At 52.3% G+C, this 24,023-nt stretch carries 20 protein-coding genes; 7 read left to right on the plus strand and 13 right to left on the minus strand.

Annotation, left to right across the window (positions count from 1 at the left end):
• The first annotated feature begins 66 nt into the window (after positions 1 to 66).
• Together EYC82_RS14670 and EYC82_RS14675 are read left to right on the plus strand one after the other, a co-directional pair.
• Positions 67 to 498: a DoxX family protein gene (locus tag EYC82_RS14670; RefSeq protein WP_279250291.1), complete on the plus strand. Its 432-nt coding sequence runs from the start codon at positions 67 to 69 to the stop codon at positions 496 to 498.
• 292 nt (positions 499 to 790) lie between these two features.
• A complete protein-coding gene (locus tag EYC82_RS14675) occupies positions 791 to 1,834 on the plus strand; it encodes a TIGR03857 family LLM class F420-dependent oxidoreductase (protein ID WP_279250292.1) in 1,044 nt (347 codons plus the stop codon).
• A 50-nt stretch (positions 1,835 to 1,884) separates the two neighbouring features.
• On the opposite strand, the gene EYC82_RS14680 is transcribed toward EYC82_RS14675, so the two are convergent.
• Positions 1,885 to 3,819, minus strand: coding sequence for a DUF3604 domain-containing protein (locus tag EYC82_RS14680; RefSeq protein WP_279250293.1), 1,935 nt, complete (start codon positions 3,817 to 3,819; stop codon positions 1,885 to 1,887).
• A gap of 562 nt (positions 3,820 to 4,381) precedes the next feature.
• Positions 4,382 to 4,876, minus strand: a complete 495-nt coding sequence (locus EYC82_RS14685; RefSeq protein WP_279250294.1) for a hypothetical protein — start codon at positions 4,874 to 4,876, stop codon at positions 4,382 to 4,384.
• A gap of 149 nt (positions 4,877 to 5,025) precedes the next feature.
• Here EYC82_RS14685 and EYC82_RS14690 point away from each other — a divergent pair, with 149 nt between their 5' ends.
• Entirely contained in the window at positions 5,026 to 5,586 is a 561-nt protein-coding gene (locus EYC82_RS14690) for an NUDIX hydrolase (RefSeq protein ID WP_279250295.1), read from the plus strand.
• Positions 5,587 to 5,721: 135 nt separating this feature from the next.
• On the opposite strand, the gene EYC82_RS14695 is transcribed toward EYC82_RS14690, so the two are convergent.
• The 6 genes from EYC82_RS14695 to EYC82_RS14720 form a co-directional block, all read right to left on the minus strand.
• Positions 5,722 to 8,226, minus strand: coding sequence for a penicillin acylase family protein (locus EYC82_RS14695; RefSeq protein WP_279250296.1), 2,505 nt, complete (start codon positions 8,224 to 8,226; stop codon positions 5,722 to 5,724).
• Positions 8,227 to 8,490: 264 nt separating this feature from the next.
• A complete protein-coding gene (locus EYC82_RS14700; protein WP_279250297.1) occupies positions 8,491 to 9,300 on the minus strand; it encodes a hypothetical protein in 810 nt (269 codons plus the stop codon).
• Between the two features lie 75 nt (positions 9,301 to 9,375).
• Positions 9,376 to 10,503: a choloylglycine hydrolase family protein gene (locus tag EYC82_RS14705; RefSeq protein WP_341475063.1), complete on the minus strand. Its 1,128-nt coding sequence runs from the start codon at positions 10,501 to 10,503 to the stop codon at positions 9,376 to 9,378.
• Positions 10,460 to 10,747 (minus strand): hypothetical protein, encoded by a 288-nt coding sequence (locus EYC82_RS14710; RefSeq protein WP_279250299.1) that lies wholly within the window; start codon positions 10,745 to 10,747, stop codon positions 10,460 to 10,462. The genes EYC82_RS14705 and EYC82_RS14710 overlap by 44 nt, the downstream gene beginning before the upstream one ends.
• Positions 10,748 to 11,119: 372 nt before the next feature.
• On the minus strand, positions 11,120 to 12,499 hold the full coding sequence (locus EYC82_RS14715) for an endo-1,4-beta-xylanase (RefSeq protein WP_279250300.1): 1,380 nt from the start codon (positions 12,497 to 12,499) through the stop codon (positions 11,120 to 11,122).
• A gap of 349 nt (positions 12,500 to 12,848) precedes the next feature.
• Positions 12,849 to 13,316, minus strand: coding sequence for a nitroreductase/quinone reductase family protein (locus tag EYC82_RS14720; protein ID WP_279250301.1), 468 nt, complete (start codon positions 13,314 to 13,316; stop codon positions 12,849 to 12,851).
• A gap of 481 nt (positions 13,317 to 13,797) precedes the next feature.
• Here EYC82_RS14720 and EYC82_RS14725 point away from each other — a divergent pair, with 481 nt between their 5' ends.
• Positions 13,798 to 13,953: a DUF5993 family protein gene (locus EYC82_RS14725; RefSeq protein WP_279250302.1), complete on the plus strand. Its 156-nt coding sequence runs from the start codon at positions 13,798 to 13,800 to the stop codon at positions 13,951 to 13,953.
• Positions 13,954 to 13,963: 10 nt separating this feature from the next.
• A complete protein-coding gene (locus EYC82_RS14730; protein ID WP_279250303.1) occupies positions 13,964 to 14,509 on the plus strand; it encodes a disulfide bond formation protein B in 546 nt (181 codons plus the stop codon).
• Positions 14,510 to 14,539: 30 nt separating this feature from the next.
• On the opposite strand, the gene EYC82_RS14735 is transcribed toward EYC82_RS14730, so the two are convergent.
• On the minus strand, positions 14,540 to 16,306 hold the full coding sequence (locus EYC82_RS14735; protein ID WP_279250304.1) for an acetate/propionate family kinase: 1,767 nt from the start codon (positions 16,304 to 16,306) through the stop codon (positions 14,540 to 14,542).
• Between the two features lie 412 nt (positions 16,307 to 16,718).
• On the opposite strand from EYC82_RS14735, the gene EYC82_RS14740 reads away from it, so the two are divergent.
• Positions 16,719 to 17,648: an alpha/beta fold hydrolase gene (locus tag EYC82_RS14740; RefSeq protein WP_279250305.1), complete on the plus strand. Its 930-nt coding sequence runs from the start codon at positions 16,719 to 16,721 to the stop codon at positions 17,646 to 17,648.
• A gap of 8 nt (positions 17,649 to 17,656) precedes the next feature.
• Here the strand turns inward: EYC82_RS14740 and EYC82_RS14745 are convergent, their stop codons facing one another.
• On the minus strand, positions 17,657 to 18,691 hold the full coding sequence (locus EYC82_RS14745) for an NAD(P)H-dependent amine dehydrogenase family protein (RefSeq protein WP_279250306.1): 1,035 nt from the start codon (positions 18,689 to 18,691) through the stop codon (positions 17,657 to 17,659).
• Positions 18,692 to 19,364: 673 nt separating this feature from the next.
• On the opposite strand from EYC82_RS14745, the gene EYC82_RS14750 reads away from it, so the two are divergent.
• Entirely contained in the window at positions 19,365 to 20,021 is a 657-nt protein-coding gene (locus tag EYC82_RS14750; protein WP_279250307.1) for an LON peptidase substrate-binding domain-containing protein, read from the plus strand.
• A 146-nt stretch (positions 20,022 to 20,167) separates the two neighbouring features.
• On the opposite strand, the gene EYC82_RS14755 is transcribed toward EYC82_RS14750, so the two are convergent.
• The 3 genes from EYC82_RS14755 to yghU form a co-directional block, all read right to left on the minus strand.
• Complete coding sequence (locus tag EYC82_RS14755) at positions 20,168 to 20,560, minus strand: VOC family protein (protein ID WP_279250308.1); 393 nt, start codon at positions 20,558 to 20,560, stop codon at positions 20,168 to 20,170.
• Between the two features lie 408 nt (positions 20,561 to 20,968).
• Positions 20,969 to 22,645, minus strand: a complete 1,677-nt coding sequence (locus EYC82_RS14760) for an aspartate:alanine exchanger family transporter (protein ID WP_279250309.1) — start codon at positions 22,643 to 22,645, stop codon at positions 20,969 to 20,971.
• A gap of 211 nt (positions 22,646 to 22,856) precedes the next feature.
• Positions 22,857 to 23,765: a glutathione-dependent disulfide-bond oxidoreductase gene (gene yghU, locus EYC82_RS14765; protein WP_279250310.1), complete on the minus strand. Its 909-nt coding sequence runs from the start codon at positions 23,763 to 23,765 to the stop codon at positions 22,857 to 22,859.
• Positions 23,766 to 24,023: the final 258 nt, after the last annotated feature.

The following is a 24,023-nucleotide window of genomic DNA, read 5'->3' on the forward strand; positions in this document are numbered from 1 at the left end:
ACAGAGATATTATTGGCACTGGAAGCGTTGCAGGCAGTCTATAGCGCAATAAAAAGAGGTTCGTCGATGACCCATAGTGATCGCCCCCGCACTGGCGCTTTGCGCACCCTATCAATCGCAGCGCTAGTGCTTGGCTTTTGTGTGGCGGGCCTATTGCACTTTACTCACACCGCAGGGCTCGCTGCGATCACACCGCTCCCGTTTGCCAGAGAAATTGTGTGGATAACCGGCATCATGGAATTCCTTTTTGCCGGTTTTCTGCTCTGGAAACCAACTCGCCAGTTCACCGCTTTGTGGCTATCGGTATTCTGCATTGTGGTGTTGCCCGCTAATATCAATATGGCCATATATAATTTGCCCATGTTTGGCTCGCAGGCGCCTCCAGTCGTGCTGTGGGGCCGGATTCCAGCACAGTTTTTACTGATCGCATGGATACTGTATGCGGCGGATGCGTGGCGTCCATTGCGCGCTAGGGGCTGGCGCGCACTGCTGGGTTAACCATCTGTGATTGAGTGCTTAATGGATCGACATGTTAGTAGGGAAAATACAGCCCTCAGGCCAAGTAATTGATCACCCGGTTTTTGCGCTGCAGTACCGTTTTACCGTGTCGCCAATAGGCCGGAATTCTAACGAATCAGTGCCAAGTTATAATTTTTTTGTAGCAGTAGGGCAGGCCGCTTGTTCGAGGTATACAGCCTGTGCCGATATCAGTTTATAGATGTGATTGATGAGCGCTGTCCAGCGGCGTCTGGCGATCACGATTCACCGAGTAGAATTATGGAGTATGAATATGGACAGCCCGTCTGAATTCGAGGAGCTTAGTTGCTATCTTCTTCCTGGTCACACGACAACCCCGGCCGATGCTATTACAGAGGCGCGCCAGGCAGAATCTATGGGTTTAGGTCGGGTCTGGCTGTCGGAGCGATTCGATGTAAAAGATGCCGGTGTCATATGCGCAGCGGCGTTGTCGGTTACCGACAATCTGCGGGTGGCGACTGCGGGAACGAATCTTCACACTCGACACCCGATGGTTCTTGCTAATATGTGTTCCAGTTTGCATTACCTGTCCGGTGGACGGTTTGAGTTGGGGCTGGCCCGGGGAGTGGGCATACGGAATGACCTCATGGGCCTCAGCACCGTGACCAACAAACAGTTGGTAGATGGACTCAATATTCTGCGCACTTTATGGCAGGGAGAGAAAGTAATGGGCTACGAAGGGCCTATGGGAAATCTCCCGTATCTAAGCATGGGCGACTGGTTAGACGTCGACATGCCAATTCTTTTTGTTGGGTTTGGCCCCAAAAGCCTGCGCTTCGCTGGTGCTCACTTCGATGGAGTGCACTTGCATACATTTATTACTGATGAGGGCCTGCGCCGTGCCAAGGGCTTGATTCAGGAAGGTGCTGAGGCGGCTGGTAGGGACCCCGATAGCGTTAAAATTTATTCCGTTCAGGCGACAGTTCTCGACCCCGATCGGGAAGATTATCTGCGTAAGCTGGTGGCTCGTATGGCCACGTATATGCAGGCTCCGGGATATGCAGAGATGCTTATTACTTTGAATGGATGGGACGCAAAGGTTCTGGAGGAATTCCGTAACAATACGATTGTTAGTTCGATGCCAGGGGGTATCGATAGTGTTGCCAGTCTTGAACAGTTGGAAAAAATTAGTGCACTAATCCCCGACGATTGGCTAACAGCAGCTAGTGGCAGCGCGGTGGACTGCGCTCAGGCATGGAGGCATCAACTGGCCAATGGCGCCGATGGCGTGGTAATACATGGTTCTACGCCCACCGAGTTTGCGCCCGCTATTGAGGCTTACCGCGGTCTCGAGTGAACGTGCCGGGAAGCAAGTCAGTATCGGTGCTATGGGCCACAATCGAGAGATTAGGGCTCATACCAGATGGGTGAGGTGTAGGCCCGTTCTTGTTGAATCACATTCGCACCTTCCGGTATTTCGCTGCCGTACCTCACTTTGTCGTAGACTATCCAGCGTGGTGTTGGAATCTCGATCACCCTGGCGTAGTAAAACGCCTTATCTTTCGGATCGAAATCTGGATCGATCCACACGGCAGCGAGTTCTGAGGCGCCAATAGTGTTGGTCCAGTTTGCGGCTTCGAGATCGACAGTGTTTCCTACCGGAGGCAATTGACCCCCAGTGTCGATGTCGCGTCCGTTTGACCACGCGACATTGTAGACCTTTTCGTGTGTTGCCCCGTCTGCATCAAGCCAGCCTTTGATGATTTGGATGCGATCGAGGTTGGCGCCCATCGGGTCGCGCAGTGCATACACCATAAAAGTGGGCGATTCGCCGCTCGTTACCGGTAAATCTGAACCCATTGGAACCCCTTTTTCATAACCGCGAAAGGCAGGGGCGCGGCTTCTGAGATCTTCCTCCGTAAAATTCCAGCCGCCGAAAAAACGAACGGAGATCCTCGGCCCCGTGGTCGCGTAGGTTTCCTTGCGTTCCATGGCATCAAAAATTGCCTCACGGGTATTCTCCTGAGCCCACACCGCCTGATAGCCTGATGCGGCCAGTTCGTAGCCCTCAATTGCGCCCAACTCTGATTTCACAAAGGGGTGGCCGATTCGCATTGGTGAGGGCTCGGCGCTCGTTGACTTACCGAAGAAATTGTCCTCCTCTGCCGTAGACAAGCTGGTGTGACTGTCAGTTCCGCCCACCATGCCAAACTTATAGGGGTTGGTCCCGAGTCTGGACTCGAGTGCCAGGCCGGTCTTCAGTGCTTCCCGCGCATACTCTCGCTGCAGCATTTCCTCTTTTTTCAACTCGGTGAGATCAAGATTCCCTTTGTCCAGCGTCTCATAATTAGCGAATTCGTCGTCTGGTGACAGAAGCGGGTGGGTTTCTCCATCTCCCTTTATCTGGGTTACCTCATAAAGTGGCTCCCACTTCGCGCGAAGCTCTACATACTCCTTATCGACCTTGCCGCCCGCGTAGGTATGGGTTAATGGGAATAACCAGCCGTTCGATAGATTACCGTTATGGGATATTGCCAGTGCTTGTCCATCGGTTTTGTCTTCATAATCTTGCAGCCACTGGTACAGGTCGAGTGGGTCTGTGGTGCCCGCAGGAGGTTGCGTGGTCAGTGGTGTAACCTGCCTCGCTAACTCTCCCCCATCTCGCAATATCACATTGCGATGAAGATTGAATCCTTTTGGAACAGAGGTCCACTCAAACCCAATGAGTGTGGTAAAACGTCCCGGCTCGTTGAACCTGTCTGCCGTGTAGGTGATTTCATTCCATAGATCGTCGTACACTTTAGAGCCCGGAGAATACTGATCAACCAGCTCTTTGGGAATTTTCATTTGCGCGAAGTGCGTGATGAGATCGAATGCGGCTCTACCGGCAGCCTCACCGCCTTGCTGAAAACCCTCGGCCCATTCTTTACCCTTGGGGTTGGCTAGAATATTGGGTGTACCTTTCTGGATATCTGTAGCGATACCCATCATGTCTGAATGATCCGTGATAGCGAGCCAGTCCAGCGGTCGGCCCAGTTTTACCTGGAGCCCGCCCGATGATTGTATTTGTTCGCCTCTGGCAAAGCGGTAAGCATCCTCATGACCGAGAATGTTTCCGAAAAGACCGGCGTCCAATGACAAGCCTGTATGGAGATGAGCTTCACCCCAATAAACCTGATTCGGAAATTCACGTTCCGCGTAAGGTGAATAGGCTTTGCCTGGATAGATTCTTGTTAAGAGATCAGGGTCTGGGGTGCCAGCGTCCTGAGAATGTGCGGGCATGCTGATGCATGCGGCTATGATAAGGGTAGAGACGATGCGAGCCTGTGCTGCAGAGACCATAGATTAAACCTGTATTGTCTGACGTCGATTTGCATCGAGGCGTTTATTTTTTAGCGAAAATACCAGATTGAGTTCGCCCTGTGAAGTCAGGGGAAGCGCAGTGTGCGAAGCGATACGGCCCCGCAACCGGTCTTCTTATCTGGATTAGAATGCGATTGGGAGCGCGCAAGCTATCTCACAAAAAAGCGAGCAGTACCAATAATTTGCAGAAGCACGCCGCTTGAGATATCAAAGGGCTGGGAGTGCGGGTATGCTGAACGCGCCTGGTCACGAGCGGGGCTTCTAAAAAACGTCTTTTAACATTGTGAGAATGTTCGAAAGTACGCTAGGTGCTGTGCATCCCAGAGGGAATGGCCAAGTTGCGAGGGGGCAATCTGTTGCTACTCACTGTGCGTTTCAATATGGGTGAGTAGGCAGCTGGCGCCAACCGCTGCATCGAAAAAAACCATCGGAAGACAAGAAGTTTGCCAACCGATGGTTTTGTGGATACAAAAACGGTGGGAGCGCCGAGTCCACCCGCCAGCGGCTCACATAATGTGGATGGAGGCTCGATGCACTGTCCCTATTTTTTCATTTTGTCTATGGTGTCCTCCGTAGCTTTCACCGCATCGTCGGTGGCACCTTCTACTGCGTCCGATGCTTCACCGGCCGCTTTGGTCGTGGCGTCCCAGGCATCGCCGGCGTTCTCGCTAACAGCATCCGCTGCATCGCTAGCCGCACTGCTGGCGGCATCCGCCGCATCGCTGGCAGCTTCACCCGTGGCCTTCAAGGCATCTTCCGTGGTCTCAGAGACAGTATCGGCTGTTTTACTGGCCGCGTCTGCCGTGGCATCCCACGCGTCATCCGCTGTTTCAGAGACCGTGCTCGCGGCATCACTGAGCGCGTTGCCTGTCTTGTCCATTGCGTTGCCAGCAGCGTCTTTTGCACTATCAGTGGCCTGCTGTATGCTGTCAGCCGCATTGCTGGCAGCCTGGTTTGCGTCTTCTTTGCTGCAGCCATAGGTGCTCAGCATTAGTGTTCCGATAAGCAGCATGATGGTTTTCTGGATTCTGTTCATAGTGTGGTTTATCCCCGATTATTTAAAAAAGCCCGCTGCGAGTTATTGTACTGGTGTGAATCTGCGGCAGACGTGCGGTATCCACAGTATAACCGATAATTCTAATTTTGCTGCTGCGATTATCAACCGAAAATAGATAGGATGAAGCGATGATAAGAGACTGGAAACGACAGCAAACTACTGTAGTGCAGAAAACGCGTATTCTGGATCTCTGCGAAGTGGTGGATGTGTCACCCTATACTGGAAAAACACATAACTTTGTTCTCATTGATAGCCGGGCATGGGTGAATATGGTGCCAATAACTGCGCGAGAAGAAATCGTGATGATTCGTCAGTTTCGGCATGGTAGCCAGCAGGTGACATTCGAGATACCCGGCGGGATGAACGACCCGGCGGAGAGTCCCGCGGAGGCTGCACTGCGGGAGTGTCATGAGGAGACGGGTTATAGCGCAAAGGTCGCGCATTGCCTGGGAGAATTGAATCCGAATCCCGCCCTGTTCAACAATACGCTCCACACCTTTTACGGCTTCGTATCAGAGACTACTCCTTCAGAGTATTCCAGTGAAACAGAAAAAACAGAGGTCGAACTCGTGCCAATCGACGCGCTAAAGCCGCTGCTACTGGGCGGCGGTATTGGCCATGCACTGGTTTGTGCAACGCTTTGGCGATTTCTGTATATGTGGGAAAAGAAAGAACTAGCGCTGGACTAGCAATAAAAAAACATCGGCTGGTCCAGGCGCAGTTATGACAAGCATCACTGAATGAACGATGTCATTCAGGTCATCTGGTGCGGGAGTGCGCGACCCCGGCCGGGTCGCGCATTCAGACGTTAGCTAACCGATAGGCTATGACCCGTCGGGGCGCTGAGGAGCGAGCTCCAGGGCTTGCTGGAACGTCGGTCGATTAGTAGGCCGAAACGTATTGCTGATGAGCCCTGGTGTGAACGAGAGGAGCCTTGCTGTGCTCAGCCACGTATCGGGATTGTCATTGCCGAATTCTGCTGAAAGTTCCTCGCCTATGATCTCGACGACGGCCCACAAAGAATCTCGGCATGCCTCTACTTCCCCGGCGCCGCAATACTGCAGATTGAACGGTCCTTCCACGTCTTTGCCCAGAAGTGTTCGCAAGTCCTTATAAATATAGCTGGAGCCGTCGTTGCCTCCCAGGTTTCGAATGTTATCCAGGGCATCGACAGTATCGCCGAATACAGGAAGCATAACTGCTCGGCCCAGCGGCTCCCACAAAGCATCCATAATCGTGGGGCCTGACTGATCATAAAATCCATTGTTGTCTGCATCCAGTATTGGCGCATCATCGGCGACCCAGGCATCCAAAACATCTACGATTTGTCCGGCCAGCACTGAGGGCGCCTCGCTGGCTCGCAACAACTCGCTGACGATGGGCCACGCCGGAGATCGAACATCTTCAGTGGCGGAGCGGTTCATGATGCCTACCACTCCCGCTAGATCGACCTTGTCAGGAAATTGATCAAAAAGTTGTACACGATGAACGGAACCGTAGGGTGTGCCATCTCCGTGCATGAAGCCTGGCGCTGACTGATTGTTCCAGTTTAGCAGTCTGTTATCGGGCCCATCCAGCGAATGGGGGTGCTGCTCCTCGGTGAGGAAACCCTGCCATTCGTAATCGCCTGTGCCCAGAGTCGGAAGACGTCGGTCGAGGCCGTCAGCTCTAACTGGTAGGCGACCGGACGAGAAAAAAGCAGTGCTGGTGCGCGAGGCGTAGGCCCAATTAAACGTAAAACCAAATTTATTGGCGTTTTCCCAGAACAGTTCTGGCGTGCTTGCCTTGCCCTCTGTCATGGCTTTCAGTGCACCGAGATTGAGTCCGTCACGTCCGAATGTGGACCGCTTTCGAGTGAGTGCCACGGGTCGACCGTCCGACGTTGCGGTGCCAATGACGTTGCCGTGGACAGACTGCGGGTAGACCAGGGGTACGCCGCTGAGCTCGCCCGCATTGAAGATGTTGAATGGCGTACAAACACCGTCGAATTCATAATGCATAGAGTCGCGAGTCGGTTCCCCTCCATCCGGTTCGCAAAGGACCTCTGCAAACACATCCCTCACGTCGTGACTGGCCGATGTAAGGCTCCAGGCATAATCCTGCGTGCGACCGATTAACAAATACATGGCGAGTCCTGGTACACCGACGCCCTGGGCTTCAATACCCGCACCCGACAGATGCAGTTGGTACACGATCTCGGGGTAGTAATAGCCTAGTTGTGGACCCATTACAGCGATGGTTGCATCATTGGCTGCGACCTCACCACCTGCGACTAGAAAGTTTGAAGCCTGGCGATCCGGGGGGGCACCCGCGGCGGGGAAAAATACGTCACCACCGCTATCAGCAAGCCCTGTGTTGGTCGACTCAGGCTGGCGAGGATCAAGGTTGATTACTGAACCTGCGTCAATAGAGACACTGCCGGTAACCGCGCCACCGGTTATCGGGCCATAATCAAAGCGTTTGTCGATGGTAGTGGGTGCCTCAGGGTCTCCAAAGAGCATTGTGTCCTCCCAGGCCAGCTGTGCCTGCCCGTCGCCCAGCCCTTGCACGAGTGTAGAGAGAAATTCAGCATTGCTTGCTTCACTGCCGCCACCCGCGCCGAAGATCGATCCGATAAATGCGGTCACCGCAATGACATCATTAACGTTGTAGGGCTCAGGGTTGGGAATGTCATTAGCGGCCTCGTATGCGTTGAGTCCGTCGGCGTAGGATTGCGCATCGTCGAGAATTTGCTGGCCTTCTTCCGCTCCATACACCTCAAGAATGAGCGCTTGCTGATCTGTAACAAGTTGTTCTGTAGCCGCGCTGGGTATGAATGTCTCGGAGGGGTTGGTAACGAGCGAAAAAGCGTTGATGCCGGGAACATCTGCTACTGCGACTCTCGCGGGATTGCGTCCAAGATTTAAAAGCAAAAATCGGTCTCTCGCGGTTACCCAGCCCGCGCCAAACGCGAGGTCGGCGCGAGTCTCACCGGTGATGTGGGGAACGCCAAAACTGTCATAGAGAATAGTGAGCCCCTGGCGACCGGTTACCTCTTCTGTGGTTGCACCCACCGGCTCTAAATTTTCGGGCAAAAAAAGCGCGTCTATATCTTCGTCTGTCACGTTGCCCCGAAGTGGCGTCAAGCCGTCGTAAAGAGGGAGCTGGTCAAGCGAGTTGTCATTGGTGGGAATGCCACCATAGTTGCCCGGCGGCAAGATGTAGTAGGCGCGATCTTCTTTGAGAATGTTTGAACTTTGGTTGTTATTGTTCGAACTGTCAGAGCATGCTGCGAGGAGTGCACTGCACAGGGCTGTTACAAGGAAAGCACGGTGGAATATATTATTCATATTAAGACTCATTAAATGTGCGGTTATCGAAATTACGTTACTTGGGTTGTTACGGATCACTATCCGTTTAAAAAATGCAGTCGCATGTGGCGCAGCAAAACCACAGCGCTCACCGCCCAATTTTGACCCCGACGTTGGCTCTGCAACGGCCGCTAGTGTGACGCCGTTCTCATTGCACCAGAGGCTTCAGGGTAAGTAAAGCGCCTAACTGACGGCGAGTGGGTCGTTCAGGGTGATTGGAACCGAACCCACGCCTCTCCAGGATCAGAACTTCAGCGCGATCCCCGCGATCGGTCCCTTTTGGGTCACGTCCCACTTAAAGGTTGAGCGCCCAGACCCCGTCTCGTAATCCTGGTGCAATGCTCGGTATCCGCCACGAATAATCGCCTCGCGACCGAAAAGCTGGAGCCGATATCCCATAAGCAGATGGATGTTCCAGGCGGAGTCTGACCCGATGCCAAATCCGCCCACGTCTGCAGAAAAGGCGATATCCCAGCGAGGATCCCAGACGTACATAAGACGACTACCCACAATAGGATCCAGCCAGTTTTCGCTCTCATCGCCCTGACCCTCCCCGTCGACATCGACTTTAGCACGCAGATAGGTCCAACGGACGCCAGCGTAGGGCTCAACCACTAGTCGCCCGGTGTCGCCACCATTGCGACCACGAACGTTGGTGTCAATCCATCGGTAGTAACCTCCTAACGCCAATATTGCTGTATCGGCGGTGACATCGATCTGTTCATCGTCCGTATTTTCTTTGGCCGTGAGTCGGGAGTAAATCGGATTAATGAAATAACCAACCCTCCCTTTCCGCCCATCGACAAAGCCCATCGCTCCAATATTGATGTCGTCCAGAATATCGCTGAAACTGACATCGACGTCTCCCGTTTTATCCCCGACCTGGGCGTCACCGCTCAATGATAGTCCCCACAAATAGGGTGCCACCCAGGTTTCCCATTTATCTTCCTCGGCGACGCTATTTTCAGTCGCCGCTAATCCGTGTTCACCAAGTAACAGGGCGGATACAGCGACTAACGAGATAAATAAATACCTACTAGTGCTAGCGTGCATAAGGGTGTGCCTCTCTTTTGCGGTTTGAGTAACTGCGGCTCTGTTGCTTGGTCGCGCCGTCTAATAATGCCACGCTTAAAAATCCTGTGTTCTGTCTTTGACGCTGAAGCCACTTTCCATTGTCAGCGTGGAGGGCTTTGTAATTGAGGCAATGGCGGCGCGAACATCAATGCTCTCTACTGCTTGAGTCAAATAAGTCTTGAAATAATAGGTTGCATTGGCTGTATCAGCGGCTGATGTCCATAAAGTGTAGTCAGTCAGCGTTTCGCCTTGATCTCTTTCTCTGATGGCGCCCTTTGGAATATCGAAAGTATTGAGAATGTGAAAAGCCTGGAACACCGCCTCGCTGCTATTGGCGGCAGGTACGGCGCTGTTTGCGAAGGCGGCAGCACGAACAAATCGCGTGGGCGATGTCATGTCGCCGGGCAAGCCGAGCATGCCTGTGCCCTGACCCATGGGAGCGATAACCTCTTTTCCGACGGTAACCTCAGAGCGGTTGCCTGTTTGTAAACCAACATAATTGCGGAGATTGGTGATGTGCCAGTCATAGGCTGGATTGTTAGTAACGACGTTCACAGTATTGCGGTAGACGGCTAGACCCTGCTTCGTGTACTCGATGACGATTGATTCACCAGTCGCATCTGTGACGGCATAATGAAACGGTGCAAAACCGTTAATCTGTTTGATATAAGTACCAACTACCTCGATATTGGTCAGGGCGGCCTGCACTTCGGCTACAGTTTTGAACTGACCGAGTATCCAGTTGCCCATTTCCTCAGAGGAAACTGCTTTCTCACGGTTCTCATCGGTAAGCTCTACAAATTTGGCGGGTCCGGCGAAATAGAACGCTCCAAAATACAGGCCCTCTGTATTCATGCCGTCGAACACGATGGGCATATCCAGTCCGTTTGCACCGAGAAAGCCATAGGTCGTTGTATAAGTAAAACCGGATACATCCGGGTTGAGTTGAAGTGTCTCTATCTCCGTGCCGGCCGGAACAGCGTAGATATTTGAATCAATGTCAAAGCCAAATTCCATGGTCCTCGCCGCAACGGTTGATCCGTCCACTGACTGTAAGACGATACCCGTGCACGCAAGTGTTGAAGATATTGTGCTCATCAGGACGAGGCAAGCCGCTATCGTCCTGGCTAGCGGGGTTCTAGACGGAATACTTTTGCAGGATAAGCGCATGTTTGTCTCCATAGTCGATTTGCGAGAGGTACAGATAAAATGGATTGATGATCTCTGCTTTAGATTTACTCATGGCAGCCTGAGCACCAGGTGCTAGCTTGAGGCTGAATAGTAAATAAAAAATGAACAATACAACGTCGCGGGCAAGCGACTGCCTGATGCTGTCCATTTGCATTTTCGCAATGAGTAAGAGCAAATCGTCTCGAGTGGCGGTTCGACGAGCTAGGCGCACATTGCGAAGGGTTGATACGGTCATTCAAAAAGGCTTCCACAGCGCATAAGAAGTTGAGAGAAGCGAATCTCCGGACTCACGTAATCTGCGACGCAAAGATTCTAGGTATAAACCTTAGAGTTCAAGCGTCTGCAGACTGTTGGGTGCCGTAGCAAGAGCTTCCATCGTGCGGGCTGCTGTGCGTATCTTCCTGAAATTGGGCCAGCGAAAGCATAAAGGTAATCAATAAAAATTTAAAGGTTTAGGCGCAAATAGCCTCCAGCGTCGCCAATGTCGTTGCGAAAGTCCCGGAATAAAGGCTAAGGACAGTTAGAGATGTGACTTCTACAGCGCCTGCGTGCTGGTGAAAGGCAATGGTCAGGTGTTTTGAATGTGCCGTTCCCGGGTTTCTCCCTTCTAGTCTTGGCTAGCGAGAATCTCTCGCTTGGCCTCTTCATAATAGATGTTCTCTACAACACCGGATGAAGGCACGATGGCCAGTGCAATCCGTTCGCCCTCCAGTTGATCGAGTAGTGCTTTCTTGAAATCGTCAATAAGGTGATGGTCGTCGATCAGATCTCCCTCCTCGTAGACAGCGTTATAAATAAAGGGCTCCTCAATGCCCTTCAGGCCATTCGAAAAGCCATAATAGGCAGGTTTCTTTTCCAGACTATCGTCCCAGAGCAAAGGCCACTCTGATCCGCCCCCCGGGGCCCTGAACGCTTTGAAGATATCTCCAAAGCGCGTGAACCCTTGATAATCAGGCACGCCCCACGTCACCACGCCCCAGCGCTGTTTCTCCGGCACTGCATCGATATAGGCTCTGATAATGTTGTTAAAGGCTTTACGCTGGATCGAGTGCAGCAAGCGTGTTTGGCTTTGATTTCTGCCTGCAGCGGGATAAATGTTCAGCGCAACGTTTAGCTCTGAGAGGGTAACCATGTAGCCGGCATCCGCCGCTTTTTTAAATCGATCGTAATTGTAGGAATAGGTAGTGAAGATCAGGGGAGAAAATATATAAATCCCCTCAAAGCCGATAACGTCAACTTTGCCTCCGCTGCGTCCGATTTTATTGGCGAGAGCTATTAAGTCATCCGTTTTTCTATTGCCGCCGGGACCGAGGAAAAACTCGTTCAGTACGAGTTTCGCCCTGGGGTCAGTTTCCCTTGCCCATCGAAAAACCTTGGCGTAAATATCTTCTCCCGCGACATCTATGAACACATTTCGAGCCTTCGGATCATCCGCAATAACTCTGGCCAAGGGTTCGTTCAGGACATCCCACGAGGCCACTTGGCCCTTGTACCTGCCCACCTTATCCTTGACATACCGTTCGAACCATTCGAGCCATTGATCTCTGCTCCATGCCTCGCTTTCCCGATATTCGGCAATCCAGCTCTCGGGTCCAATGTCAGAATAGAAAAGCAGATTGTGCCCATGTATACGATAATCGTTGCTGGTTGCATCCTCGACAAACGCATCGAGTCGCGTGTAATTACTGGAAAACGGGGTCGGGTTAGTTTCACGTATGCGAAAGAGTTCATCATGTCCGACGTAGTCGAACTCCTTCGCAATAATGTCAAGCACGTCATTGTAGTTGGACTGGTAGGCAGTAAATCTTGAATCGTCCTCCGTATAAACCACATTGCCCACAGGGAACATAGAGCGGCTTTTAAGGGTGAGTTCCGCCCCGCCGTTTTCCACGGCGCTTCGATTGGCGCTGTCGCTGCAACCCAGTGCTAGCAGAGAAAGAAAGACAAGAGTGAAGCGCATAGTGCTGTTGAGTGCGAGAGTAATCATAAATGGCACCGTTCCTTGAATAGCACGATCAGGAGCAGCGCGTGACGACACTGCAAGCAAGGCCTGCCGCATTGTATAGTGTTTCAGTGGCTCGACGTAAGAATATCGACTTAGGATCTGTGAAGCATGATTCACAGAACGTTGGTCAGTGACAAACATCGGTTTGAGAATGCGTATCCACACGGATTTCGCAGTAAATCCACCAGAAAGCGCTGTATGAACGGCCGGTATCGTTGAAGAGAGTAGATGTGAAAGCCAGTGTCGCTTCTGCATCGCGGATGTTCAGCGGCAGCCGTAAAACGCAATCTGGGTGTATCTCTTATCGGTCGATGAACGACTCGCCCAGCCGCTAATCAGGCCTGTGCATAAGGAGGACCGGCAGACGGCGTTGGGTGTTGTCCTGATAGACCCCGTACTGCGGGTTGTAGTGAACGAGGTGTTGCCACATGTCGCTGCGCTCCCGTCCCTTGAGCTCCCGGCCGACCATTGTCCCACTGAACCCACGGTAGGTGATGTGAGCGGTTGGATTTGCCCGCAGATTGTGAATCCAGGCGGGGTCGCGATCTTGCCCCCAGTTGGAACCGACCAGCGCAAGGTCACGGCCAACCGGCATACAGAGCGTTGCAATTTCACGCTCGACGCCTGACTTTGCGCCAATGGTGCGAAGTAGAATGACCGTCTGCAGACCCGTATTAAGCCAACCGCGAGAGCCTCGCAGCAGTGCCTTATCGAGCCGTGGCACGGTGCCCTTGAGGAGAGAAACCATAAGGTCAGAGGCGAGTGCCTGTCTTACCAGATTGGTGCGAATGAGTTCCATAGAGTGATCAAAGTGTAGTATGTGCAAGAGATACGGGGGCGTGTGTCTGTTGGATTACAACGTAATAGAGGTTTGAGCAGAAAAACAGGTTTCATCAGTGCAGTTTAGTGCAGCCCAGCCCAGCCCAGCTAATAGAAAGTATCGTTGACTACTGGATTACATGCGCTGTCGCCCGCTGCGTTGTTTGCCCTACTTGGTCGAAGATCGCATAATTGCAAAATTGCGTCCTGAATTTGCAGAAACTCTCTCGGATGCGGTGAACTCGGTGGATAATCCAGCGCCACAGGCGCCTAATAATGCGTTTCGGCGCTGCAGATCATGATGAAGTGAATACGCCACACCGGGCGGTTTGCTATGGAATGTGCTTGATCGCAATATTCAGAGGATGGATGACAGGCTGGGACAGTGCCGATATATTACTGTCCCAGGTGCTGCAAGAAAAGTGAGCAGTAGGACGTAAGCGCAGTAGGAGGAAAACGACATGATGGCACTTTTGTTTGGACTGTTCCTAATGGTCGCATGCGGCGTGGTGTTTGGTGAAAAAAAATATATGTTGGCAGGCGCATACGTAAGCCTTGCAGTAACCGCCCTGTGGTTTATGCACCATGCGAGCGATCCGTTGAGCATTCTGCTGTAGCGAGGCTCCTATGTCTGTATACCGAAAATTGAATGCGTTGGGCTTGATTGTTATCAGCGGGATGCTGTGTTTTGCATTGCTTGACCAATTTGTGGCTCATGAGTTGCCGTGCCCCCTGTGCTTGTTGCAGCGCGTAGGTTTTGTTGCAGTGGGCATGGGTGTCCTGTTCAATGTTATGCGGGGGCCTCGTCCTGCCCACTACAGCTTTTCTATGCTAGCTGCGTTAGTCGGTGGAGCGGTAGCTTTACGTCAGGTAAGCCTGCACGTGATACCCGGCACGCCACCGTACGGCGCGCCGTTCCTGGGTTATCATTTCTACACATGGGCGTTCATTTGGTTTGCTGTGGCGCTGACAGTGCTTGCAGTAATTACCAGTTTTGCACGACAGTATGTAAACGACGATGGGTTTTTGCCACTGACGCGTCAGCCATGGCTTGGTAAAATTGCGGTGATCATGTTCCTGATTATTATTGCCGTAAACGTCTTGTCAACATTTGCCCTGTGTGGTCCCGGAGTTTGTCCGGATAACCCGGTGAGCTATTGGATATTTGGCTGAAAAGAAACGTAGCGTGCGGTCCTTCTGCCGCTAGACGTTTCCCGTTCGAGTCTTGGTTACCCTGAGTTCTGCAGTGGCCGAGTCAACATCAGTGTAGACGATGGTGCCGCTGGTATTAGACGCCAGTTCAGCTGCATTGGCCTCATCGGTATCAATATGCATTTCCAGTTTATAGCCTGGACTCACTCTTACCAGCACGTCACCGAAGATGAGTTCACGGGGACCTCCGGTAATAGCAACTTCCACTTCATCTTTATTATTAACACCGAAACGTTCCGCGTCATCAGTGTGCATATGTATATGACGGCGAGCGCAGATAAGACCTTCGGGAAGGCTTACCGCGCCTTCAGGCCCCTCCAGCCTGATGGGCGCGGAGCCCGTTATCCGGCCTGAGTCACGCACGGGAGCGTCAACCCCCAGCAGAAATTCATCAGTGCGGGACACCTCTACTTGATTTTTCGATCGCAGCGGGCCCAGCAATCGTACGCCATCGATACGTCCTCTCGGTCCCACCAGGTCTACCTTTTCCTGACAGGCATACTGTCCAGGCTGAGACAGGTCTTTGTAGTGTGTGGGTTCGGCTGTTGTGCCGAAAAGTCTTGCGAAAGTTTTTCTGTCCAAGTGAACATGGCGACCGCTCACGGCAATTGGAATCCCAAACTGAGCGGGTTTTCCTAGCCTTAAAAGTGCCTCGGTCTGCCTAGCGATCATGCCTTCCTCATGAGTCTTGACGACAAGAGCCGGGGTGCGGCAGTGGCCCAGGCACAGATTTTCCACCCTATTTTCGTGGCTAACACGTGCACTGTCGTTTAGATCTTCGTCCAGAGTAATGCCAAAAAAATCGAGGCGTTGAAGGATGCGGTGACGCAGAGTGGCGCTGTTTTCGCCGATGCCCCCGGTCAGTATGACAGCATCAAGGCCGCCCATCGCAGCGGTGTAGGCACCAATATACTTGCGCGCCCTGTGCGAAAAGACTGTTATCGCCAGCCGGGCACTGTCTTCACCACCGGCGGCCGCAGCCTCTATTTCTCGCAAATCGTGACTAAGGCCGGAGAGCCCTCTCAAACCACTGCAATTATTGAGAAAGTCGTCCAATTCATTCACGTTATCGAACTCGTCGCGCAACATTGCGAGTAAAACGCCGGCATCAATATCACCGCTGCGGGTGCCCATCACCAGCCCCTCTAAAGGCGTCATTCCCATGCTGGTATCTACCGAGCGGCCATACTCAATAGCACAGGCGCTGGCCCCGTTGCCAAGATGCAGCGACACAAGGCGTAATTCCTCTAACGGGCGCCCCATAAACTTTGCGGCTTCCTGCGCGACGTACTGGTGTGAGGTGCCATGGAAACCGTAACGTCGAATTTTATGCTTTACCGCCATTTTTTGGTCGATAGCATAAGTACTGGCTCGACGTGGCAACGTGGCGTGAAAAGCTGTATCGAACACTGCCACGTGCGGGATGTCCGGCATCGCAGACATTAGCGCTCTAATCCCAGCCAGATTGCGCGGATTATGCAAAGGTGCAAGGGCGCTCCAGTGCTCGATGTTGTCAATCACCTGATTGTCAATCCGCACGGCGTCGCTGTATGCGTTGCCACCGTGAACGACGCGGTGGCCAACCGCATCCACTTTATGCTGCTGTGACACCGCAATCAGCGATTTCACTCCTGCCTGAAATGCTTCTGGTGTCATGAGGTCCTCGACCAAACCCCTTGTGACCGGGTCGCCGGTTGCAGCATCCAATACCTCGTACTTGATACTGGAAGAACCGGTATTGATCGTCAGTACATTCATTGGCTCGACCTTTTAATGAGGGCAATATGCATTTATCTTTCTGGCGAATAAAATCGAAAACAGATAATACGATACGGTAACCGCCTCCAGGGTAGACGTCCAGAAGCAGTATCAGGTGACTTCTGTTTCACCGCATGTGTGAGTCATGCACCAGCAGGCCACAACCGTCTTTTTTTCAGGCGGTCAAAAATACGGATGGAGAAATAAAGTATACCGGGTAGTCTTTAGGATGCTAGATCATGCGTTTATAGGTGCCAATGCGGTTTCAAGCCGGGGCTGCGTGGCGAAGGGAACCGTTTGTTTGTGCGGTTTTCCTCGATCCTGTATCCTGCGGTCGCACCGTCAGTAGGGCACTGACGCCTGAGTTATAGTGGCCGTTTCTGCCTTAATAATGAGATTGGAATAATTGTTTATGATCCGTTTTCTCTTGTTGTCTTTTTTAGTCTGTGCCTATCCGGTAAGAGCAGAATTCAGCCGAGAATACCTGGATCAGCAGCCTCTTGAGGTCTCAACTGCCAATGGCATGTCGATAGCATACCGCAGTCTTGGAGTGCCGGGGCAGCCGACGATCATTATGATCATGGGTCTGGGAGCGTCTCATGTGGTGTGGGGAGATGCGATAGCGCAGGGGCTGCAGAGCAACGGATTTCGTGTAATCCTGCTTGATAACCGTGATACCGGCGCGAGCACCCGCTTTGATGACTGGGGTCAACCAACTCTCTGGTGGCAAGTGTTGAAATTCCAAGTGGGCTTGCCGGTCGATGCTCCGTATACCCTGAGGGATATGGCTGCGGATACAATCGCGCTTATGGATATTCTGGAACTGCAGGACGCCCATATCGTTGGAGCGTCGATGGGGGGAATGATTGCGCAAATCATAGCAGCGCGCTATCCCGAGCGAACGCGCAGCCTGGTCTCGATTATGTCCACAACCGGCGCACCACACTTGCCGCCGCCCAGTACCGAGGCGTCTAAGTTGTTGCTTGGAACGGCTACTGACAGCGACGAAGCCGCTGAACGCAGAGCCGCGATGGTGTTGAGGGGCTTTTATCCCGAGGTGATGGGGCGCCAGATGATGGCTGTTTTTGAGAGTGGCGATCGCTCTAAGGAGGTCGCGACTATTTCTCGTCCGACGCTAGTGATACACGGAGGCCAGGACACTCTGATCCCACCCCCTCATGGAGAATACACAGCTGAGATGATTAAAGGCTCAGAACTGGTCGTATTTAATGGCATGGGGCACGATTTACCCGAAGAAATTCTGCCTGAGATGCTGACGAAAATGACGCAGCATATGCAGGGTGTTGATAGGGCCCGGATACCGCCGTTGTCCGTTAAGTAAAGTGGGCATCAGTCAGGCGTATAGTAGGGTTTGATCAATGGTAAATCGGCGTAGGTCTGTATTCCCGCTGCCGCTGCGCATACGGCAGGAATCGCGTTTATCACGGGCATCGCTGTTACCACATTGGCTAAATCAGCGGGTCGCCCCCCCTGCATCTGACTCTCGGAAGGAATAAATTTCACTCGCGTGTGGATTTGCGGATCACCGTCAATCTCCATAGTGTAGCCGTGGCGCACCGGCCATTCAGGTTCCAGTCCCTTGCCGGCATTCCAGACGACCTCTAATTCTATGACATCATTATTACCGACGCTGCCGATCCACCGGCACTTTTGACCTGCGATGCTGCCGGCAGGCAACGGGAATCCAAAAAACTCGCGGTCATTCGGTGTAGTGGCGTGTTCGTACTCGAAACGAATACCGGAGACAGGCACATTGAGCAGGCTTGCGATTACATCGATACATTCTGAATAGGTCCCTAATACTTGCTCACTGGTATCGCGCCACTGATCGCTCGGAGTTTGGCCCCAGCCCAGGTTGGCATAGTTAGCAAAAGCTTCATAGTGTGATAGATCGACCGATTCAAGAAAACGAATCTTCTTAAAGCCGTAGCTGGCTTGTGCCATGATGGCAGCGACAAAATTTGCGAAGCCAGGAAATATACCGGAACCAAATAAACTGACGTTACCTGTTTCCGCCGCTTTCTGTAAGCGCGACTGAACGTCGTTTCCCCAGGATCTGGCATTTATGAAATAGCTAGAAACGACATTTTTTCCTGATGCCAGAATACGCTCAACCTCATCTATATCCGGGAAGGTTGGCATGTAGCAAACGCAGTCAGCATCAATAGCAAGCAGAGCATCAATGTCGCCGCTGGCGCTAATGCCCACGGGCGCTAGCCCACAAAGCGTGCCAACATCCTGACCGATCTTGCTGTCACTCCAGGCGTAGCAACCCACTAACTCCAACTCCGGATGACGTAAAATACCCTTGACCGCTTCGCGGCCGACATGACCTGTGGTCCACTGAATAACGCGGATAGACATGAGATGCTCCTCAAAAGCGCGAACGAGTGAAGGTGGCACGCGGACCTGTTCAACAATTGCGCGCCACCAATTCTTTCGCGTCATTATGTCCTATGGACTCTGGTGGCGTAAATTGACGTACGCGCTAACAGGCCAACAGTGTCAAAAAGAGCGGAAACAGTTCAAAATTAACTACTCTTTACAGCCGATTTCTTGCGGGCACTCGCGGTGGCTCGATTTTCAGATTCAAGCAACGCTGAAGTGCCAGCACGCGCTGAGTGGCTTTTATGCCAGTGGCCCGGCGACAAACGTTTTGATATACGCGAGGTTTTTTTAACACATAACGATCGTCATTACGGATGATGCAAGTTTTCGCGCGGAAAACCGCCTGTAGTATTTCAAGGAGATACAAGGCATCCCGCAAGGTTGTCAACGCACGATGTGAAAAAAGGGCGCCGACGCGGTCAACCCCTTGCGGCTGTAAGCGACTGACAAGCGTAATCAAACGTTGCTAGGCTAATCTGGATTTGGGGTGTCGCAAACCATAACTCCAGCGGTTTCTGCGCCATGCAGGCCGGGAGCTTGCGTATTTGTTTGCTTATCAGGGGTGTGCGATGCAGACCAATCTGTTGATGGCGGCGTTGCGTATAATCTTTAATTGCACAATGTAAACCGCATCAGCGCAGGGAGCGTAATGATAGAGGTTGCCCTGTTCCCAATACCCAATTCGGTGAATTTCCCCGGGGTGCCCTGTGCACTTCATGTTTTCGAGCCACGCTACCGGCAAATGGTGAGACACTGCATCGAGACCGATATGCTTATGGGCATCTGTCATACTGAAAAAGTGTTGCATGATGGCGGTGATGCGCAAAGCATGAGCGAGGCACTTAACAGCAACCAATCGACTTACAAGCCGTGTCGCATTTTCTCTGCGGGCACCGTAAAATTGCTGCAGGAGTTGGAGGATGGTCGCCTGTTGATTGAGGTGGATACCTCTCTCCGCGTCCGACTGGAGACGGAAAAACAGACTCTGCCTTTCAGCATTTGGGTTTGTGAAGAGCTTTTGGACCAGAGCTTCGATGCCACATCAGAAGCGCTTTTGGCTCAAGCGCAGGAAAAAATCCTTCAGCGTCTGATCATACTGACTCACGATAATGAAAAAGCACAAGCGGAGCTGAAAAGCGCGCATTGGCAGGAGATGTCGGCGCACAAGTTCAGCTTCGTGATAGCGGGTCTGCTAGGTATGCCTCCGGAGACGTCGCAGAGGTTGCTGGAAATGACCAACCCCCAGGAGCGCCTGGACGATGTTCTTGGCATGATCAATGAGATTGGTGCTGATATCGGTGGTTAAAGCAGTGCTGAGTAAACGCGAACCACGTTGCGTGGTTCGCGCGAAAAGCCAAAAAACAACGCCACTGACAAACGGGGCGGGTCGCACTGGGTTAAGCGCAAAACCGGAGAAGGGTGGATCGAAATGACACAGCCTGTCCGCCCCGTTTATCCAGGTCGATGAAAGCCACAGATTTTGTGGCCATCAGGGTCGAGAAAATAGCACAGATAAACCGCGCCCATATCACTCTCACGAGCGCCGGGCGGCTGTTCCACGCTCGTGCCGCCACTGGCAATCGCGGTATCATGGAATGCCTGTATTTGCTCCGGCGACTCGCAGGTAAACCCGATCGTCGAGCCGTTTGCGACAGTCACTGGCTCTCCGTTGATAGGCTCGCTGATACTGAATGTGGAGCCGTCATGCATGAAGAAAATACGTGTTTGCCCGGTATCGTTAACGTGATCAAAGGGCGGGCTCGCACCTAGAACACCTAGTACTGCAGTATAGAATTCGCGCGTTTTTTCGATATCGCTGGAGCCAATCATTACATGGTTGATCATCCGTCTCTCCCGGGTTGTCTCGTAATCGTTTGTGGTAGCCAGAGTATCTCTAAATTGGAATCAGGGCCATAGCGGCAGCGTATCCTGACCGGATTTACATCCGGCCACTGCGGTATCGGTCAATGACTTCTGCAGTTGGCCGGGTGATCTCGAACAGCACTTCTTGCATGACCTATCGCGTGTAACACCAGCGTCACCTTGGTGTGTCGCCGAGAAAACGAAAAAATCTCAATTAATGAGTTACTTAGCCGGTAGAGAGAGGGTTTTTATCGGTGATAAAACAGTGTGTCGTTGGCTCTATTTCGCATCTGACCCCAATGTGGAAATGCTATGTGCATTTTTTTCTTAGGCTCGAAAAAGAGCAATAAACAGCGACTCTGCCTTGTATCTTCACTCTCTGACGAGGCTCTAAAAATACAGTATGAGGCTGCCAGCAATAGTCAGGAGAACATTGGCAAACGCATATGCGCCAGTGTATCCGAGCGACGGCATTGGGCTTTTTGCTTCACTGGTGACTACGCTTAATGACGCGCCGCTTGTCATCGAGCCGGTGATGCCGCCAAGTAACAGAACAGGATGGATGTTCAGCACTTTTCGTCCGAACACATAACCAATCAGAACCGGAATTACTGTGACGCAGGCTCCGGCTATAATCAATGCTGGTCCAGCGGTGACAAAGGTGGCGATTATGTCGCCACCCGCGCGAAGCCCTACCCCTGCCATGAACAGCAACAAGCCAAACTCCATCAGGATCCAGAGTGCGCCATCTGGAATGCGCCCAAATACCGGATAGACACCACGGCAGTAACCGATGACGAGGCCTGATGCGAGTAACCCCCCGGCAGAGCCGAGTCCAATAGAAACCTGTCCAAATGTAATAGCGAACAATCCCAGCAGTACACCCGCTACTATGCCAAAAGAAAAAGTTACCATATCGGTTTCCGCGATTGGACGCTCGACATGTCCGATTTCGTCTCCTAATACGTCGATATTTTCGTTCGTGCCGACCACTGTCAGGATGTCACCCCTTGATATCTGTACTTCTGCTCTCAACGGCACGCTAATATTCATGCGCGATAACCGGGTGATGATAACCCCGAATTTATGTGCAAAATTCAACTGATTAACTGTCTTGCCTACAACATCTTTGTTGGTGACGACTACTTGCGCCGTCTGCGTTGCTTCGTCTCTATTAATGTCGGGTGTGATCTCTTCAGCGATCTTGGAGATGGACGTGGTAAAAAACTCTACATGGCCCACCACAAGAAGCTCGTCCCCAAGTTGAACTTGATCAGTATCACCGTGTTTTAGAATACTGCCGTTGCGACGTATACGGACAAGAGAGCGCTCATCCCAGTACTTTTCGCGCAGTTCGGCGATTGTCTGGGCAGTAATATCAGGGTTGGTAATACGATAGACGCGCGCGTCGACATTCGCATCTTCCGTTGAGAGGGCTTCTTTTTCAGCATTCTCGAGTGCAGCTGCTTCCGCTACAAGATCAATCCCGAGTACCTGTGGCAACAGCTTGATGATGGCAATGAGGCCAGCCAGGCCGAAGATATAGGTAATGGCGTAGCCAGTGGCCAGGTTGTCCATCATCTCATCTGAAGTGAAACCGGGTGGTGGTTGCACCTGACCGGAACGTATCGCTTCTTGCGCGGCTGCGAGGGTTGGCGAGCTGGTCAGTCCTCCGGACAATATGCCAGCGGACGTGCCGGGGTCGAGTGCTAACAAACTAGACGCGATCACCGCAATCGTGAAGCCACAAACGGCTATAACCACAGCCAGCAGAAAATAGCGCAAACCGTCTGTGCGCAGCACGTCGAAAAATCGCGGCCCGGCTTGGTAACCTACAGAAAATATAAATAGCGCAAAACCGACCGCTTGAGCGCCCGGTGACATACGGAAATCGAAGTGTCCTAAAAAAAGTCCGCCGAACAAAACCCCAGCCACCGGCCCCAATGAAAAGCTGCCTAAGTTAATCCCACCGATCAAGTAGCCGATGCCGATGATTAAAAATAGCGATAGCACCGGCTGGTTGCGCAGTACACCGAGAAAGGAGATGAATAAGTCTGTCTCTAGCATGGGAGTAGGCTATCATCTTGCGTGCAGCAAGGCCTAATGGAACCCATGTTTATTCGTATCGGCTATTTTGTGTCAATTAGCGGGTGATATCTGCACGCTGACGCGTTCATTGGCCTGGCCGCGATGGTCGCAGTGATCGCTCCATGCTCTGCCGGGGCGTGTGAGCCCGACAGAGCTTAGCGGCGGGCAGCTGATCAAAAAAAAGCCAATATCAGCCACTCTTGCCGGGATTGTTGTCCGCTTCTGGTGGGTCAGGATCAAGAATATCCTGTGTTCTTAACTCGAAATCGCTGGCATCGTGACGTTCCCACAACTGTTTGGATTTGTCTCCGAATGGCCGATTCACCATTTGACCCCGTTTGAATGCAGGCCGCTTATTCATCTCGTCCACGTAGCGGCCCAGATGAGTGTAGCTGTGCGCCTCCAGAAACTCGGCAGCGTTATAGGCGAGACCGCGGATCACGGCTCCGTACCAGGGCGCTATCGCCATGTCTGCAATGGTATAGTCATCGCCGGCAATGTACTGTCTCTCTTTAAGCGTCTGATCAAGTAGGTCAAGTTGGCGCTTCACTTCCATGGTGTAGCGATCGATAGCGTACTCGATCTTGATCGGGGCATAAGCGTAAAAATGACCGAAACCGCCGCCCATCAGGGGGGTTGCCCCCATTTGCCAGAACAGCCAGTTCAAGCACTCTGTGCGCTCTGCGTGATCGCTGGGGATGAACTCACCGAATTTTTCCGCCAGGTAGAGCAGGATTGCGCCGGATTCAAACACGCGAAGTGGTTTGTCACCACTATGGTCAATCAGTGCGGGTATCTTCGAATTGGGGTTGGCGGCTACGAAGCCGCTGTCAAACTGTGAACCGTCACCAATGTTTACCAGCCAGGCATCGTATTCGGCGCCGCTATGCCCTTTAGCCAGCAGCTCCTCAAGCATTACAGTCACCTTGATCCCGTTAGGCGTAGCAAGGGAATAAAGTTGCATGGGGTGCTTGCCCACTTGCAGTTCTTTTTCCTGCTGCGCGCCCGCGGTGGGACGATTGATGTTGCCAAAGGCCTGGTTACTGTCAGGTTTCCATTTCCAGACAAGGGGTGGCTCGTAGTTGTCTTGCTCCGACATGAATCAGCTCCAAATATTAAGGTTATGAAATTCTATACCAACTGCCGTATCAGATTGATCATTGTTTGATTTTATCGAGCCTCGCTGGACAGTCGAAAATGAAGAGACGAAGCATTCAGTGTATTCGCTAGAAAAAAGTTTCGCCAGAGCAGTGCTCGTAGTGCCGGCTTGCCGCTGTACTTTGCCCCCCACTGTCTATATTCGGTATTTAGCGCTGTGATTGCGGTTTCGATGATGGAATACGATGCTGTGAATAAC

Source organism: Candidatus Marimicrobium litorale (genome assembly GCF_026262645.1).
Lineage (GTDB): Bacteria > Pseudomonadota > Gammaproteobacteria > Pseudomonadales > Halieaceae > Marimicrobium > Marimicrobium litorale.

What these genes read in the sequence shown, in the direction of transcription:
- EYC82_RS14755 (WP_279250308.1), bottom strand. Translation starts at nt 20,560, where the DNA reads ATGATCAACCATGTAATGATTGGCTCCAGCGATATCGAAAAAACGCGC.
- EYC82_RS14745 (WP_279250306.1), bottom strand. Translation starts at nt 18,691, where the DNA reads ATGTCTATCCGCGTTATTCAGTGGACCACAGGTCATGTCGGCCGCGAA.
- yghU (WP_279250310.1), bottom strand. Translation starts at nt 23,765, where the DNA reads ATGTCGGAGCAAGACAACTACGAGCCACCCCTTGTCTGGAAATGGAAA.
- EYC82_RS14710 (WP_279250299.1), bottom strand. Translation starts at nt 10,747, where the DNA reads ATGACCGTATCAACCCTTCGCAATGTGCGCCTAGCTCGTCGAACCGCC.
- EYC82_RS14760 (WP_279250309.1), bottom strand. Translation starts at nt 22,645, where the DNA reads ATGCTAGAGACAGACTTATTCATCTCCTTTCTCGGTGTACTGCGCAAC.
- EYC82_RS14740 (WP_279250305.1), top strand. Translation starts at nt 16,719, where the DNA reads ATGATCCGTTTTCTCTTGTTGTCTTTTTTAGTCTGTGCCTATCCGGTA.
- EYC82_RS14700 (WP_279250297.1), bottom strand. Translation starts at nt 9,300, where the DNA reads ATGCACGCTAGCACTAGTAGGTATTTATTTATCTCGTTAGTCGCTGTA.
- EYC82_RS14730 (WP_279250303.1), top strand. Translation starts at nt 13,964, where the DNA reads ATGTCTGTATACCGAAAATTGAATGCGTTGGGCTTGATTGTTATCAGC.
- EYC82_RS14735 (WP_279250304.1), bottom strand. Translation starts at nt 16,306, where the DNA reads ATGAATGTACTGACGATCAATACCGGTTCTTCCAGTATCAAGTACGAG.
- EYC82_RS14690 (WP_279250295.1), top strand. Translation starts at nt 5,026, where the DNA reads ATGATAAGAGACTGGAAACGACAGCAAACTACTGTAGTGCAGAAAACG.
- EYC82_RS14675 (WP_279250292.1), top strand. Translation starts at nt 791, where the DNA reads ATGGACAGCCCGTCTGAATTCGAGGAGCTTAGTTGCTATCTTCTTCCT.
- EYC82_RS14715 (WP_279250300.1), bottom strand. Translation starts at nt 12,499, where the DNA reads ATGATTACTCTCGCACTCAACAGCACTATGCGCTTCACTCTTGTCTTT.
- EYC82_RS14750 (WP_279250307.1), top strand. Translation starts at nt 19,365, where the DNA reads ATGATAGAGGTTGCCCTGTTCCCAATACCCAATTCGGTGAATTTCCCC.
- EYC82_RS14695 (WP_279250296.1), bottom strand. Translation starts at nt 8,226, where the DNA reads ATGAATAATATATTCCACCGTGCTTTCCTTGTAACAGCCCTGTGCAGT.
- EYC82_RS14685 (WP_279250294.1), bottom strand. Translation starts at nt 4,876, where the DNA reads ATGAACAGAATCCAGAAAACCATCATGCTGCTTATCGGAACACTAATG.
- EYC82_RS14680 (WP_279250293.1), bottom strand. Translation starts at nt 3,819, where the DNA reads ATGGTCTCTGCAGCACAGGCTCGCATCGTCTCTACCCTTATCATAGCC.
- EYC82_RS14720 (WP_279250301.1), bottom strand. Translation starts at nt 13,316, where the DNA reads ATGGAACTCATTCGCACCAATCTGGTAAGACAGGCACTCGCCTCTGAC.
- EYC82_RS14705 (WP_341475063.1), bottom strand. Translation starts at nt 10,503, where the DNA reads ATGGAGACAAACATGCGCTTATCCTGCAAAAGTATTCCGTCTAGAACC.
- EYC82_RS14670 (WP_279250291.1), top strand. Translation starts at nt 67, where the DNA reads ATGACCCATAGTGATCGCCCCCGCACTGGCGCTTTGCGCACCCTATCA.
- EYC82_RS14725 (WP_279250302.1), top strand. Translation starts at nt 13,798, where the DNA reads ATGATGGCACTTTTGTTTGGACTGTTCCTAATGGTCGCATGCGGCGTG.